At 65.9% G+C, this 15,270-nt stretch carries 9 protein-coding genes; 5 read left to right on the forward strand and 4 right to left on the reverse strand.

Annotated features, from left to right (window positions below; all coding sequences use genetic code 11):
* Positions 1 to 82 precede the first annotated feature (82 nt).
* Positions 83 to 391, reverse strand: coding sequence for a hypothetical protein (locus AB0C28_RS41740; RefSeq protein WP_358081014.1), 309 nt, complete (start codon positions 389 to 391; stop codon positions 83 to 85).
* A gap of 209 nt (positions 392 to 600) precedes the next feature.
* On the opposite strand from AB0C28_RS41740, the gene AB0C28_RS41745 reads away from it, so the two are divergent.
* On the forward strand, positions 601 to 1,905 hold the full coding sequence (locus AB0C28_RS41745; RefSeq protein ID WP_358081018.1) for a helix-turn-helix transcriptional regulator: 1,305 nt from the start codon (positions 601 to 603) through the stop codon (positions 1,903 to 1,905).
* A 52-nt stretch (positions 1,906 to 1,957) separates the two neighbouring features.
* Here AB0C28_RS41745 and AB0C28_RS41750 read toward each other — a convergent pair whose 3' ends face one another.
* The gene (locus tag AB0C28_RS41750; RefSeq protein WP_358081021.1) at positions 1,958 to 2,218 is read right to left on the reverse strand and encodes a hypothetical protein; all 261 of its coding nucleotides are present in this window, start codon (positions 2,216 to 2,218) and stop codon (positions 1,958 to 1,960) included.
* Positions 2,219 to 2,446: 228 nt separating this feature from the next.
* On the opposite strand from AB0C28_RS41750, the gene AB0C28_RS41755 reads away from it, so the two are divergent.
* The 4 genes from AB0C28_RS41755 (at position 2,447) to AB0C28_RS41770 (ending at position 12,557) form a co-directional block, all read left to right on the forward strand.
* Positions 2,447 to 10,471: an RHS repeat-associated core domain-containing protein gene (locus AB0C28_RS41755; protein ID WP_358081023.1), complete on the forward strand. Its 8,025-nt coding sequence runs from the start codon at positions 2,447 to 2,449 to the stop codon at positions 10,469 to 10,471.
* Between the two features lie 56 nt (positions 10,472 to 10,527).
* Complete coding sequence (locus AB0C28_RS41760) at positions 10,528 to 11,061, forward strand: hypothetical protein (protein ID WP_358081026.1); 534 nt, start codon at positions 10,528 to 10,530, stop codon at positions 11,059 to 11,061.
* A gap of 432 nt (positions 11,062 to 11,493) precedes the next feature.
* A complete protein-coding gene (locus AB0C28_RS41765) occupies positions 11,494 to 11,934 on the forward strand; it encodes a hypothetical protein (protein WP_358081028.1) in 441 nt (146 codons plus the stop codon).
* Entirely contained in the window at positions 11,919 to 12,557 is a 639-nt protein-coding gene (locus AB0C28_RS41770; protein WP_358081031.1) for an integrase core domain-containing protein, read from the forward strand. The genes AB0C28_RS41765 and AB0C28_RS41770 overlap by 16 nt, the downstream gene beginning before the upstream one ends.
* A 65-nt stretch (positions 12,558 to 12,622) precedes the next feature.
* Here AB0C28_RS41770 and AB0C28_RS41775 read toward each other — a convergent pair whose 3' ends face one another.
* Positions 12,623 to 13,327, reverse strand: a complete 705-nt coding sequence (locus AB0C28_RS41775; RefSeq protein ID WP_358081034.1) for a hypothetical protein — start codon at positions 13,325 to 13,327, stop codon at positions 12,623 to 12,625.
* Between the two features lie 484 nt (positions 13,328 to 13,811).
* Complete coding sequence (locus tag AB0C28_RS41780; RefSeq protein WP_358081037.1) at positions 13,812 to 15,242, reverse strand: hypothetical protein; 1,431 nt, start codon at positions 15,240 to 15,242, stop codon at positions 13,812 to 13,814.
* Positions 15,243 to 15,270: the final 28 nt, after the last annotated feature.

The following is a 15,270-nucleotide window of genomic DNA, read 5'->3' on the forward strand; positions in this document are numbered from 1 at the left end:
TTCCTTCATGGTTGTGGCTGATGGGCGGAGCCCTGCCGGGGCTCGCGGGTTGCGGTGGAGCGCGATGTGGCGCATGGGGGCTTCAGGGGCGGGGGCCGGTCAGGCGTTGGATGATCGCTGCTTGGTCGGTCAGCACGGCCATGAGGTCGATGGGGTTGTGGCACTCCACGCTCTGCCGTACTCCGGCGGTCACCTCGTCCTGCGTGAGCTGCCACGATGGCTCGGCCTTCCAGAGCAGCCCTGTTCGGGCGCGGTCGTAGGTGATCCGCCACGGGCGGAAGGCGTTGCGCAGCACAGCGAGTTGCCGGTTTCGCGCGCTGAGCCGCAGCCATTCCCAGATCACGGCGTCACGGATCGGGGATTCGGCGCAATCGCACAGCGACTCGGACATTTCCGGACCTCCATTTCATATTCCTGGCGGCTTTTTCGTCCTGAGGGTGCGCGAGAAAAGGATTCGCGGGACGTTTACGCCGTTCAGCAGTAGCGTGGCCAGCACGGGAAGGCGCGGTCTAGACACGGTGCGTTGCCTCACGGTCCCCGCCATTTCCTCGAGTTTCAGGAAAAGTCAGGGGAAAGATCTCTGGGCTGGCGGAGGTGGCGATGAGCGAAGAGACGTTCGGGCAGGTCCTGCGCCGCCTGCGTGGCAACCGCACCCTTGAAGCGGTAGCGAAGGCGGCAGGCATCTCCACGAGTTACGTGTACAAGCTGGAAAACGAGCAGCGGAAGCCGACTCGTACAGTGGTCGAGGCGCTGGAAGCTGCGACCAATGCGCGCGGAGCGCTGATCGAGGCGATCGAGGAGGACGAGAAACGCCGCACCCGAAATGCAGAGTTTTCTTCCTCTATCGACACGATGGGCCCCGTGCGTACTCTGGAAAGAGCTGACACCTTTTACGGGGAGGACGCCACGGAACGCCGCCGCCTGCTACAGATCGCTGCGGGACTGGGAGCTCTCGGGCCGACAGAGGCGCTTCGCCAGCTCATCGACCTGAATGTCCCCGCCGCGCGGACCCTTGAGGACTGGGAACTCGCCTGCGCCGACCACCTGCACGCCATCCGCTACCGACCACCGGCACAGGCGCAAGTAGACATCCACATCGACCTCGCTTTCGTGCTGAACCAGCTCCAGCAGACGACCGCGCAGCACGGCGTCGATCACCGGCACACCCGCGACCTGCACCGGGTGCTGGCGGCCCTATCCACCGTGCATGCCAACATGCTCACCCGCCTCGGCGAGCACGGGGCGGCGATCCGGTGGTGGCGGACCGCGCGGGCCGCCGCGGACTCCTCCGGCGATCTGTATCTACAGCTCGGCGTACGGTCGACAGAGGCAGGCCACGGCGTGGACAGCGGCCAACGGGCGCCCGAGGCTGTCCTGAGACTCCTGGATGCCGCCCAACCACTCATGGACCGGGTACCCGGCTCGTACGGCGCCGCTCTCATCGACTACACCCGCGCCAGGACCCTGGCCATGATCGGCCGCCACCAGGAAGCGCGGGCGACGCTGGAGCGGATCAGCGAACGGCTGATGACCGGGAGCCTGCCGGCCAGCATTATGCCCGCCTATTGGCGAGCCGGGCAGCTCCCGTACGCCCGCGTCTGGGTATACAGCGCAGCAGGCGACATCGAGCGGGCGGGCCAGGCGCGAGATGAGGTGATCGCCTCCAACCCGGACTATCAGTTTCCGGCCATCGCCAAGCTGCTGACCGCGCAATGCACCGTGGTCGCCGGCAACGTGGACGAGGGCATGCGAGAGGCCGCAGGCGTCATGGACGATCTGCCGGACAAGCACCGCACAACCATGGTCATACAAGCCGCACGAATGGCCCTGTGTGCGGTCCCGGTGGAGCAGCGGGCCCGGCCGGCGGTACGAGACGTGCGCTCGCTGCTGGCCATCGAGGACTGACCAGCCGGGATGCCGTGGAAGACGACGCCCCTGTCGCCCCGGGCTGCAGTTGTCAGAGCAAGTACGGCGGATCGATGCCGAGCATCTCTCCCATGACAGAAGAACACAGATGCCGTCTCATGCGGATGCTATCCAGTGACAGAAAGCGAATCTGGTCACAGATATGGAACACGCCGAGTAGCAGCCCGGTAGCCCATTCATTCGCAGATGCAGGAACCGCACAACGGCTCGACACCAACAGCTCAGCGGTTTCGGCCGCGCTGTGACCGTCCGCACGCTTCAGGAACGTCGCATTCCGCGCTGCCGTGATCACTAAAGTCGCTCTTGTCGGGTGATCTTACAAAAGTTACGCTCTGTCCGTTTGATCAAGTGCTCCTGAGCCGCACGAGTCGGGATCGGCCTGCCGGGTGGGGTGGAGCGACGTTTGGCGCCCCCGTGGGGGTGTCCTCGTTGTGGTTAGGGAGCGTGACGGCGTATGCGCCGGTATTCGGCATGGAATCGTTCGGGTCGCCGTTGGTTAGCCGCGCGGATTGTGGTGTTGGTGGCGCTGCTGCCGGGGCTGGTTCAGGCGGTCGCGTTGCCTGCAGTGGCCGGTTCCCAAAGCGTGGCAGCCGTAACTGGACAAGGCACATGGCAGACCCCACCCCAGCAGATGGGGGTGGGCCGTGAAGGTTTGCCGTCGGTGGTGTCTGCGGATGTGACGATGGCTTCGCCTGCGGTGCAGGGCAAGCGTGACGTTGGGAAGGCGAAGCCGCCTGCAGGGCTGAATGAGCCGGATTGGGCTCCGCGTTCGCAGAGCACGCTGGCCGTGCAGAGTGCGCGTGCTGATGGGCGGCGGTTGCCGCCGGGGGCGGTGCGGGTTGAGGCGCAGGACGCGGCGGTGGCGGCTGCGCCGAGGGTGACGGACATGTGGCCGTTGAGCGGTGCCAGGACGGTGCCGGCGACGCCGACGCTGCGGGCGCACGCGGAGGGTGGCAGGGCGCCGTACCGGTATGACTTCACGGTTTGTCAGGCTCCGACGGATGATCCGCGGGTGGTTTCGGAGGCGGAGTTCGATCTGTGGTGTCTGCGGCAAGATCCGGATGGCACCTGGCATGGGCCGGTGGCGTCGTCCGGGCAGCTGGCGCCTGGGGTGCATGCGTGGACGGTCCCGGCCGGGGAGTTGAAGTGGGGGGCCACCTTCGCCTGGAAGGTGGCGGTCACTGATGCGAGCGGGGCCTCGGTCACCTCGGCGTATCACACGTTCGTGACCGGAGTGCGGCAGCCGGCGATCGGCTCGCAGCTGGCCACGCGGGACCAGGCCGGTCAGGAGTTCCAGGCCGTGTCGGGTAACTACACCTCCACGGTGGTCGACGCCTCGGTGCCGTCGGCGGGGCCGGCGTTGTCGGTGGTGCGGACGTACAACAGTATGGACGCGCGGCGGGACGGCTTGTTCGGTGCCGGCTGGTCGACCCGGTTCGACATGCGGATCGTGGCCGAGTCGAGCGCGAGTTTGCTGGTGACCTACCCCGATGGCCGCCGGTTGCGGTTCGGCGCCAAGGGGGACGGCACCTTCCAGCCGCCGCCTGGCATGCACGCCACGCTGGGCGTGGTGCCGGCCGGCGGGTGGAAGCTGATGGACAAGAGCTCCACCGTCTACCACTTCGACGCGCAGGGCCGACTGGCGCGGGTGGTGGATGCTCGCGGCCGGGCGCAGGAACTCAGGTACGGCAGCGACGGCAAGCTGGCCACGGTGACCGGGGTAGGTGGCCGGTCGCTGACGTTCACCTGGAGCGGCGGGCACGTGTCCGGCGTGGCCACGGACGCGGTCGACGGTGCGCCGCTGAGGTGGACCTACACCTATGACGGGGACAAGCTGGCGACCGCGTGCCGGCCGGGGGCGGCGCCGAACTGTACCACCTACACCTACAGCAGCGGCTCGCAATACCGTGGCCTGGTCGAGGACGACGAGCCGGTGGGCTATTGGCGGCTGGGCGACCCGTACACCGCGCCCGCTCCGACTCCGACGCCCACGGATCCGAACTGCGAGATCAACCCCATCTTCTGCGTGCCGGACGGGGACGATCTGCTGCTGCGTGACTTCGGGTGGGGGGCCGGAGGTGCCGACTACGGCGGGCTGAGTTTCGAACAGCAGGGCGCGTTGGCCGGCTCGACGGACACTGCGGTCGGCTTGTCCGGGCAGTCGTTCATCCAACTGCCGGACAGCGTCATTCCTCGTCTGGACGATCAGTTGTCGCTGGAGCTGTGGTTCAAGACCACCTCCTCGGGTGTGCTGGCCTACACCGCGGTGGAGGCGCCCCCGCCGCCCGGCACGCTGTTCCCGCCGGACGGAGCGCCGGTGTTGTACGTCGGCACCGACGGTAAGTTGCGCGGGCAGTGGCGTGCCCGCGACTCCGCCGGCGACATGATCCTCTCTCCGATCACCTCCTCGGCGGCGGTGAACAACGGGCAATGGCATCACGCGGTGCTGGCCGGGTCGGGCAACACCCAGACGCTGTATCTGGACGGGACCGCTGTCGGGTCGCTGAACGGCAAGATCGACCATAACTGGATGGCCTACACCACGATCGGCCACGGCCTGACCCAGACGGGCTGGCCGGCCAGCAAGCCGCTCGACCCCGGTGATCTGACCTTCACCAAGTGGGGGTTCACCGGCCAGATCGACGAGGTGGCCCTGTACGACCGCCCGCTTGGCGTGGCGGATGTGGGCGAGCACTTCGCGGCCCGGCTGGCGGCGCCGCATCTGCTGTCGACGATCACTCTGCCGTCAGGCCGCATCTGGGCGGACAACACCTACGACGGACGCAGGGACCGGCTGCTGACGCACACCGACGAGCACGGCGGCCTGTACAAGATCGGCGAACCGAGCGAGATCGACCGTGAGACCGGCTCCTCGATCGTCACGCTGACCGATCCAGCTAATAAGGACGTCAAGCTGGAGCACGATGCCTGGCGCGGTTACCGGATCACCGCCTATACCGATCAGCTCGGGCACAAGACCACCTACGGTTACGACGCCGACGGCTACCCGTCCTGGGTGAAGAATGCGAACAACATCTTCGCGCTGACCGGTTACGACGAACGCGGCAACCTGCGCTACTCGGGGCAGTGCCGGGGCGAAACCGACGACAAGGAGCCGCCCCTGTCGTGCGGCGGGTTCTTCCCCGTCCCCGGCGCCCAGGCGATCAACGAGCGCTACTGGACCTACCACGTCAACGAAGATGACGAGTTCGACCCGCGCAACGACCGGGTGACCGCCTTCCGCGACGGCCGCTCCTCCTCCGCCAGCGACAACACCTACGCCACCACCTACGAGTACAACGCCTTTGGCGAGCAGACCCAGCAGAAGACTCCGGCCACGCCGGACTTCCCCAACGGCCGCTCGGCGAGCACCGCCTACACCGACGGCAGCGAACCCGCCGCCGGAGGCGGCGACACCCCGGCCGGGCTGGTCAAGACCCGTAGCGACGCCAAGGGCAACAGCACCACCTTCCGCTACACGGCCGCAGGCGACCTGGCCGAGCAGACGGACCCGGCCGGCCTGGTGACCACCTACGAGCACGACGCGCTCGGCCGCGTCACCTCCCAGACCCAGATCTCCGACGCCCACCCAGGCGGCGTGAAAACCAGCTACACCTACGACACCGCCGGCCGGCTGTCCACCCAGACAGCACCAGGCGTGAAGAACGAGATCACGAACGTCACGCACACGGCGAGGACGACGTACACCTATGACGCCGACGGCCGCAAGCTGACGGGAACGGTCACGGACCTGACCGGCGGCGATGCGGCGCGCACGATCACCTACACCTATGACGCGCACGGCCGCGAGGAGAGCGTCACCGACGCTGAGGGCGGCGTGGTCCGGACCGCCTGGAACAGCCTCGGCCTGGAGTCGAGCGTCACCAACGAAGTCGGCTCGGTCCTCGCCTTCACCTACACCGAGCGCGGTGAGGCGGCCACGGTGGTGTTGAAGAACTGGACCGGTAGCCCGGTCAATCCGAAGCCGGCCAAGGACCTCGTACTGGAGTCGTACACCTACGACCCCGCGGGCCGTCTGGCCGTGAAGGTCGACGTGATGGGCCGCAGGACGGCCTACAGCTATCACGACAGCGACCTGCTCTACCGGGCCACCGCTGACGACGCCAAGCTCAACGGCGGCTCCACCGCGGTGGACGTGGTGCTGGAGGAGAACAGCTACGACGAGGCCGGGAACCTCACCAAGAAGGTGACCGGGGGTGGATTCACCAGCACCGACTTCGTCTACGACGCGGCTGGCCGGCTGAGCTCGTCCACTCTGGATCCGGCTGGGCTCAAGCGCAAGACCGCCTACACCTACGACGCCAACAACCTCACCACGAAGGTGTTGCGCACGGCGGTGGGTGGTAGCCGCGAGGAAAGCACCAGTTACACCTACAACGCGGCCGGTATCAAGACCCGGGAGACGATCGAGAACGGCGATCAGGACCTGATCACCAGCTGGACGGTGGACGACCGCGGCCTGCCCGTCGCCGTCATCGATCCGCGCGGCAACGCCGACGGCGCCAGCGCGGCCGACTACACCACCACCAGCACCTACGATGCGCTCGGCCGCCTGATCGAGACCAAGGCGCCCAGCGTTCAGGTGGACAAGGCGGGCACGGACACGGCGGCTGTCCGTCCGACGACCCGGGCCGGTTATGACACCTTCGGCAACCAGACGCACACCGTCGATGCCGAGGGCCGTACCGTCACGACCGCTTTTGACAAGGCGGGCCGCGCGGTGAAGCTGACGATGCCCACCTACACCCCGCCCGGCGGCACGGCGCTCACCCCGTCCATCTCGCACGCCTACGATGCGGCCGGTCGCCGCGTCTCCACCACCGATCCGCGCGGCTACACCATCACGACGGACTACGACGCGCTCGGCAACCCGGTGCGCCAGACCGACCCTGGTCCGTCCGGACCCGGCGGCGTGTGGATCGCCGAATACAACGAGGCGGGCGAGCAACGAGCCAGCGTCGACCCCAACGGCGCCCGAATCGAAGCCACCTACGACGACCTCGGCCGCAAGATCACCGAAACGGCGATCGAACGTGTGCCCGCCACGGCCGCGCACACGACCAAGATGAGCTACAACAGCGCCGGCATGCTCACCACGACCGTCGACCCGCGCGGCAAGACCACCACCTACACACCCAACGCCGCCGGCGAGGTCACCGCCACGACCGACCCCGCGAACAACACCACCCGCGGCACCTACGACCTGGCCGGGCGGCCGCTGCGGGTCATCGACGCCACCCTGGCCGCCACCGAGACCAGCTACGACCTGGCCGGACGGCCGACCGAGGTCAAAGACCTCAAACTAGCGAGCGTTAACGACGCCGGTACGGTGCTGCGCTCGGTCAAGGTCGGCTATGACCTGGCCGGCAACCCGGTCAGCCAGACCTCGGCCGAACAGCACACCGTCCAGCAGAGCTTCGACGCGCTGAACCGGCTCACCACGCTCACCGAACCGGTCTCCGCCGGTCAGGAGATCGTCACCCGGTTCGGCTACGATGCCGCCGGCGCCCGTACCAAGCTGACCGACGGCCGCGGCAACACCACCTGGACCACGTACAACAGCCTCGACCTCGTCGAGAAGGTCATCGAACCCGCCACCAGCCAGCATCCGGACGAAGCCGACCGTACCTGGACCTACAGCTACGACCAGGCCGGCAACAACACCGGCATCCGCCAGCCCGGCGGCGTGACCATCACCCGCGCCTACGACCATCTCGGCCGCCTCACCCAGGAGGACGGCAGTGGAGGTGGCGCGGCCACCGCGCAGCGGACCTTCGGCTACGACCCAGCCGGCCGGCTCACCACCGCAGGCGAGGCCACCCTCGAGTACAACGACCGCGGCCTGCTGGCCAAACTCACCCAGCCCGCGCAACCGCCCACCACCATGACGTACGACGCCGCCGGCAACCTCACCCAGCGCGTCGACGCCACCGGCACCGCCACCTTCACCTGGGACGACGCCAGCCGCCTGGCCACCGCAGGCGACCCGGTCACCGGCCGCACCTACACCTACGGCTACGACAAGGCCAACCGCGTCACCAGCCTGACCTCCGCCAACCCCGCCAACATCCAGACCTTCGGCTACGACGACCTGGGCCGTAACACCTCCCAGACCCTGAAGAGCAGCACCGGCACCGAGCTGGCGAAGATCACCTACGGGTGGGACCTCGACGACAACCTCACCACCAAGACCACCACCGGCCTGGCCGGCGCCGGCACCAACACCTACTCCTACGACCACGCCAACCGGCTCACCTCCTGGACCGCCCCCGGCGGAACCACCACCGCCTACGAATGGGACGCCGCAGGCAACCGCACCAAAGCCGGCAACAAGACCTTCACCTACGACCAGCGCAACCGCCTCACCACCGGCGACGGCACCGACTACACCTACACTCCACGCGGCACCCTCGCCTCCCAGACCAAGAACGGCACCACCACCCAGCTCACCTTCGACGCCTTCGACCGGCTCATCGCCGACGGCGACAGCCTTTACGCCTACGACGCCTTCGACCGCGTCACCTCCCGCATCACCGGCACCACCAGACAGACCCACCTGTACGCCGGCCTCAGCAACAACCTGGCCGCCATCAGCGTCAGCGGCAGCATCCAAGCCAAATACAGCCGCGATCCCTTCGGAGCCCTGCTCGGCATCCAAGAAGGCAGCGCGCCGGCCGTCGCCGCGATGAGCGACCTGCACGGCGACCTCGTCGCCACCCACACCGGCACCGCCCTGGCCAGCTCCACCGCCTACGACCCCTTCGGCGAGACCACCGCCCAAACCGGCAGCGGAAGCAACCTCGGCTACCAGGGCGAATACACCGACCCCGACACCGGCAAAGTCAACATGCACGCCCGCTGGTACCAGCCCGGCACCGCCACCTTCACCAGCCGCGACAGCATGACGCTGGAACCCAGCCCCTCCGTCCAAGCCAACCGCTACACCTACGCCAACGCCTCACCCCTCACCGGCATCGACCCCACCGGCCACTCCGCCGTCCCCGCCTCCGCCAGCGCCCGCCCAGGAGAACTCGAAGACCTCTACAACCGCAACGGCACCACCGGAAACACCCTGGGACACGACTGGTCCGGCGGCGTATACGGCCCATGCGTCACCTGCACCGACAACGTCGAATTCGGCTTCCTTCTCGTCATGACCAAAGAAGACATGAAAAGAAGGGGTCACCTGCCCAATGGGATGTACCTGCCGAAGGGATTCTTTGAAGCCGGCGAAAATAAAATAAACTATCTTATCAACGCCATCTACGAAGACGGGCTCAGCGTAGAACAGTCAGAGGCCATTTGGTCCTGGCTCAAAGACCCGCACGTCCAGGTGAATTCGAAGGGCGAGTTACTTGCGGACAAGTCCGTCGGTGAATCAAAGTGTCCGGGCGGAACGTCTAAAAAGCAATGTGAAGCCTTGCGTAATGCTGCGAAAGCGGTGATTAAAGCTCAAGCGTTCTACAACACATGCTTCGCCGATATGCTTAGTGATTCAACCAAGTATTGGTGTAAGGAATGGCAGTATGAGCTAGGGATCAAAGCGGATGAGTTTGAAGCGCTCAAAGTGCAATATCGCAATGATTTGGCGGCAGAAGGCAAATGGTTCTGGACTCTTCTCAAGGGAGTTAGCGACTTCTTCTGGGGAGACGTGCAAGCCTGCAGTGCGCAAGGCGGGATCTCATGTGTACTAATGATCGTCAATCTCCTGCCGGGAGGAGCTGCCGCCAAGGGGATAGGCAAGCTCGCGAAATTCTTCCCGAAGGTCGTCAGTGCCCTACGTGGTGCGGCTAAAGCCTGCAATAGTTTCGCTGCGCAAACTCTTGTACTTATGGCTAATGGCAATCGTAAGCCCATCGAAGAGATTCAGATCGGCGATTATGTCCTAGCCGCAGATCCTGTAAACGGGAAGACGGTGGCAAAAGAAGTCACCAACACAATCAGCGGCGCTGGCGTGAAACACCTGGTTCAGATCACTCTCCATGGTGAACCTGAGGCTGGGGCAAGTGAAGCATCAATCGTAGCGACAAGTGGTCATCCCTTCTGGGTGCCTTCCCTGCGGAATTGGGTCGACGCAACCTACCTTGAGCCGGGATCGTGGTTGCGTACCGCTGCTGGCACATGGATTCAAGTTGCCCATGTGAAGCGATGGGCTGCAACACAAAAGGTTTACAACCTGTCCATCGCCGACATCCATACCTACCATGTCGGAGTAGGGGACGTTAACGTCCTCGTCCACAATGACGATCCCGGCATGATTGGCGCCAATGGCACCAAAGTTACAAGTAGGACGACTTGGCTGCATGGCCCTTATAGGATCGATGTCGAGAATCCAAATCCAGGTCAACGGGCAGGACAAATCCACTTCCAAGACAAAGCGACTGAGGCGAAGTATCTGTACAATTTTGAGACTGGAGAGTTCGATGGGATGCCAAGTAGTTTGAAAAAAAAGCTTGAGAAGAAGTTTCCGGAATTTCGGAGAGGGATCGCTAAAGGCCTCGCCACGCTTGGCGAGATATGCTGATCCGTCGAGTTGGTCAGAGAATCTTCGATCGGAGTTTATGAATGCGCTATAATTCGATGTTCAGTGATATTGCCACGGAGGCGATTCTGGAAGGCGCTTCACTGGAAGATATTCCTGAGGCCTATTGGGCATCTCTTCGTGAAGGATGGATGCGCGATGAAACGGGTGCCTGGTTGCTCAGATCCTTCAAATCGAGCTACTTCGGTCCTCATTGTTCTCCTGGCGATGTGGTCGGATATGAGGCCAGCGTTAACGGTCGCGGGATACCAGATATCGACCTCTCGAGTACTGGTGTCCAGCGCGCAAGGGAGCTTGCCAGGAGGGGATATGCGTTCGCTAGAATGGCGCTCTTTGGGCTGAGAACAATGACCGGTCATCCGCCAATGGAGGCGTACATTTCAATTTGTCGCGTTGATGACTCTCGAGACGATGACCTATATACGGGGAGTGTGACATTCGCAAGCCTTCGGCCAAATGAAGCCAATTATCTTGATGATGTTGAGGATATAAGAGACTGCGCGGTTCTGATTCTCGAAGTATCGGACTGCGATACCTCGCTTCCCCTCATCCCTGCGGAGCGAGGAGCTTAATCAGTGGCTGGTGATGTACGCAACGAAGCCCGTAGGGCCCATAAATAAGATGCGTTGTCTGACCTCGATGAATCTGCGCCTGCCGAAAATTGCATTCATGCGGGTCAAGCCGCTTGTGAGTATTCGTGGAGGGCGCCGCCGAGCCGGTCTCGTCGGCGTATGTTCAGGTCGGTGATTCGCTCTGGATCGGTGATTGGATCGGGGACGGTATGCAGCGGGGCGGCTTGGTTCAGGGCTTGGTGGGCTCGGTGCTGGTTGTAGAAGTGTTCGTACTCGCGCAGGGCGTGCCGCAGGTGGTGTTCGTTCCCTACGAGGCAGCGGTCGAGAAGCTCGTAGCGGCACGACTGTACCCTGTGGGTGCCGAATATTGTGTCACAGGGTTTGATCTGGGGTTTGCTGTGTTCGATGGCTCGGCTCCGGCAGGATCGTGGGATGGCTCTGCGGCTGTTGTACGTGATCGTCTTACGCGTATTCGACTGGATTGTGCTGCTCGCCCGATCATCGGCGTCCAAGGATGCAGAGATCTTGGTGTTGCGGCATCAGCTGGCGGTGCTTCGCCGCCAGGTGGCCGTTCCCCGGCCGTCGTGGGCGGATCGGGCGATTCTTTCCGCGCTGGTGCGACTCGTGCCTCGATGCCGTCGATGTCACCTGTTTGTCACACCGCGGACGCTGCTGCGCTGGCACGCCGATCTGGTGAAGCGACGCTGGACCTACCCCAGGCGCCGGCCGGGACGGCCACCGATCCGACCCACTATCCGAGCCCTGGTGCTGCGCTTGGCCGCCGAAAACCCGGACTGGGGATATCGGCGCATCGCCGGGCAGATCGCCGGGCTGGGCCGGAAGGTGTCCCGGCCACCGTGTGGGCGATCTTGAAGAGGGCCGGCGTCGATCCCGCGCCTCGGCGTAGCGGTCCGACCTGGGCTCAGTTCCTCAAGGCCCAGGCGTCCGGGATTCTTGCGTGCGACTTCTTCAGCGTGGAGACGGTCATGTTCGCGCGGCTGTACTGCTTCGCCGTGGTCGAGCACGCCACCCGGCGGGTCCACGTGCTGGGGGTCACGGCGCACCCCACTGCTGGCTGGGTCGCCCAGCAAGCCCGCAACCTGATGCTCGACCTGGGTGGTCGGATCGGTGATTTCCGGTTCTTGATCAGAGACCGGGATAGCAAGTTCACCGCTGTGTTCGATGAGGTGTTCACGACCGAGGGCATCCGTGTGGTGCTCACCGCACCGCAGGCTCCTCGGATGAACGCGATCATGGAGCGGTGGGTCGGCAGCGTACGTCGCGAGCTCCTCGACCGGATCCTCATCATGAACGAACGTCACCTGCGCAAGGTCCTCGCCGAATACGAGACCTACTTCAACCTGCATCGTCCGCACCGGGCCCTGAAGCAGGCCAGCCCTCTGCGGGCGCTACCCGATCCGGTCGACGCGGACATCCATGTCTCCCGACGAGACCGGCTCGGCGGTCTCCTCCATGAATACGCCCAGGTCGCATGAGGCGACACAATTTCTGGCACCGACAGGCACGATGCTGGCGTGCTCCAGCATGGCCTGCACCACCTTCAGATCGGTGTGCGCGGCCAGCGCCAGGGTGGCGGCGCCGTGCCCCAGGTCGTGGCACTCTTCGGCGGGCCGACCACGACCTGGCCGTCGGCGTGCATCCGTTGCTGCGCCACCGTCGGCTCCGCCGCCTGCAGGTCGGAGTCCGTCCAGCGCAGCCCGGCCAGCTCACCGCGGCGCAGGCCGCGCAGCGCGGCCAGCCACCAGGCGGCGTACAGGTCGTCCTGCGCGACGTCGGCTAGGAAGGCCGCGAGTTGTTGTTCGGTCCATACCGCCACCGCTGGACGTTCCCCCGCTTGCTGCCAGCGAGCCGTTCGCCCGGTGGTCCAGACGACCGGATGCGGCCGCCGCGGGTGGGGCAGTTTGGCGCCGTTCGCGGGGTTGACCGGGATCACCTGGGCGCGGATTGCCGCGTTCAACGCGGTCCGCAAGGTGGCGTGGATCCGCACCACGGTGGCGGGCGACGGCCGGCGGCCTGTCGGCGAGGGGCGGGAGGCGAGCGTCGCGAGCAGTCCGTTGACGTCGCGTGAGGCGAGTTGGCGGAGCAGGATCCGTCCCAGCTGCGGGATGAGGTAGAGGCGGATGTGCGTGGCGTAACCTTGCCGGGGCGACGGACGCAGGGGGTCCTTGCTGGTCAGCCAGCGTGCCAGCCGCTGCCCGAGCGTGCATCCGGCAGCTCCCGCGCCGTCGCGGTCGGCGGCGGCCAAGGCGCGGCCGCCTGCGCTTCCTCGGGGTCGGCGTTGCCACCTTGGCGGACGCGCTGCCGCTGTCCGTCCAGGCCGCGTACCTGCACCGCGGGATACCATCGCCGTGATCGTCGTCTGCTGGCGGACGCGGATATGTCATGCCTCGCTGACGTCCTGTTTCCGCGTCAACACAGCCGCATCGCCTGCTGACCTGCACCCGAGTTTTGTCATTGGCCCCACCTCCACCTTTCACGGTGTGCGACGACCAACGCGCCAGCTAGGGCTCGCACTCGATCAGGGTGAACCCAGGTCAAGTGCCCGGGGAACGGGAGAAGCTCATGCACTGGCCGGCACGCCCGGAATAGGCAAGACCAACACCCTGCGACAGTCGCAGACGCAGTCTTGGTCGCGCAGGGAAACCCCAGATCACAGTGCGAAAACGTGTTTCCGAGCGGGACACCGGAGCCGTGTTCGGTGCCGCGGCGTGGAGCAGCGGGCGGCGCGGTCAGCGCGGCGGGATAGCCACCACGTACAGCTCCCCCTCTTTCATCTTGATCAGGAGTGGGTCCAGCCATCCGGGGGGCACGGCCACCGTCACATTGCCCGGTTGCGAGTCGAGGATTAGCACGTCGTCGAGGGCGAACGGCGGGTCGCCGGGGACGCGCAGCGATGCCGCTGCTCCCGCCGACACCGCGCCGGCGGAGAGCTTGGCGGGCCGCAAGGTCACGATTGCCTTGCCCGCCAGCACGCCGGGTGAGAGCTTGGGCCCGAGAACGCTGTCGGGCAGCTCTGCCCCCTTGGGCATCGCCTTCAGCGGATACCTGTCCACCAGTGCGTTCGCGCCCGGCCCTGTCACGTCGCCGGATGCCAGGACCTGGTAGGGCGCCAGCGCCCGAGTCGCCCGGAGGCTCGCCGGAGGGTTCAAATCCACGAGCTGGCCGGCGGCCGCGGCCAGCAGCCCGGCCAGGGCCGCCACGACCAGCAGCCACCACCGCCTGCCCGCCGACGCCTCCCGCGGAGGGACGGCGGCGGAAGACGCGGCATCGGCCTGGGCAACGGACGGGAGCGGCGCGGCCGGTGCCGGGGGAGCAGGCGGTGCAGGCGGAGCGCCTTTGGAGGGTGAGTCACCTCCTTCCTGCGGGTTGTCGCCTGGGTAGCCCAAGCGGCCCTGGCTGTCGATGGTGCCGATCGCCCACAGCTTGTCCAGCTGCCGCCATCGCTCCGGCTCCTCCTGGTAGGTGTCCGGGCGCGACAGGCCCATGGCGTCCAGCAGCCCCCATCGGTACACATCGAAGGCCGAGCGGAAGAGCTCCGCGTACGGCTCCGCGACTCGCAAGGTGGCGCGATAGCCCAGCCACGTGGCCAGCAATCCACCCCAAACGCAGGCGGCCACCCCGTACCAGGGCAGCAGCAACGCGGCCAGAGCGCCGCCGGCGACCGTGAAGCCCCATCCGAGCCAGGTGACGGTCGCCATCATCTCCATGGCGGCAGCCGCCGAGGCCAGCGATTGGCGGTAGACCTCCGGCAGCGTCGGGTAAAGGCGCGGCCAGGCTCGGACGGCGTCGATGCCGTAGCGCTCCCTGCTGTGTTCCTCGGCCCCGCGAAGAAGATTGCCGAGCCGGGTGGGCATGAACCTGTCCTCGTCGATGGGGTAGGTGAGCTTGCGCGGATCGTGGTCGGCCAGGCCGGCGTAGATCCGGCAGTGGCGTTCGCGTCCCTGCTTGGCGAGTTCGCGTCCGGCGGGCAGAGCGTCCCAGTAGCCTTCGAGTAGCCGCACCGCACTCACCCGCTGATAGGCGACGATCTGGGTGAGCAGCAGGCCGGTCAGCAGCGCGGCGGCCGAGAGCAGGATCCGGGCGTCGACGGTGAGCGCCGACCACCAGCGCACCGCGGCGGGCCAGCCGACGCCGGTCAGCACAATGCCCAACAGAGCCATCGCTAACCCCAGCACGGGTAGGAATGCG

It is taken from the genome of Nonomuraea sp. NPDC048892 (assembly GCF_040649735.1).
GTDB lineage: Bacteria > Actinomycetota > Actinomycetes > Streptosporangiales > Streptosporangiaceae > Nonomuraea > Nonomuraea maheshkhaliensis.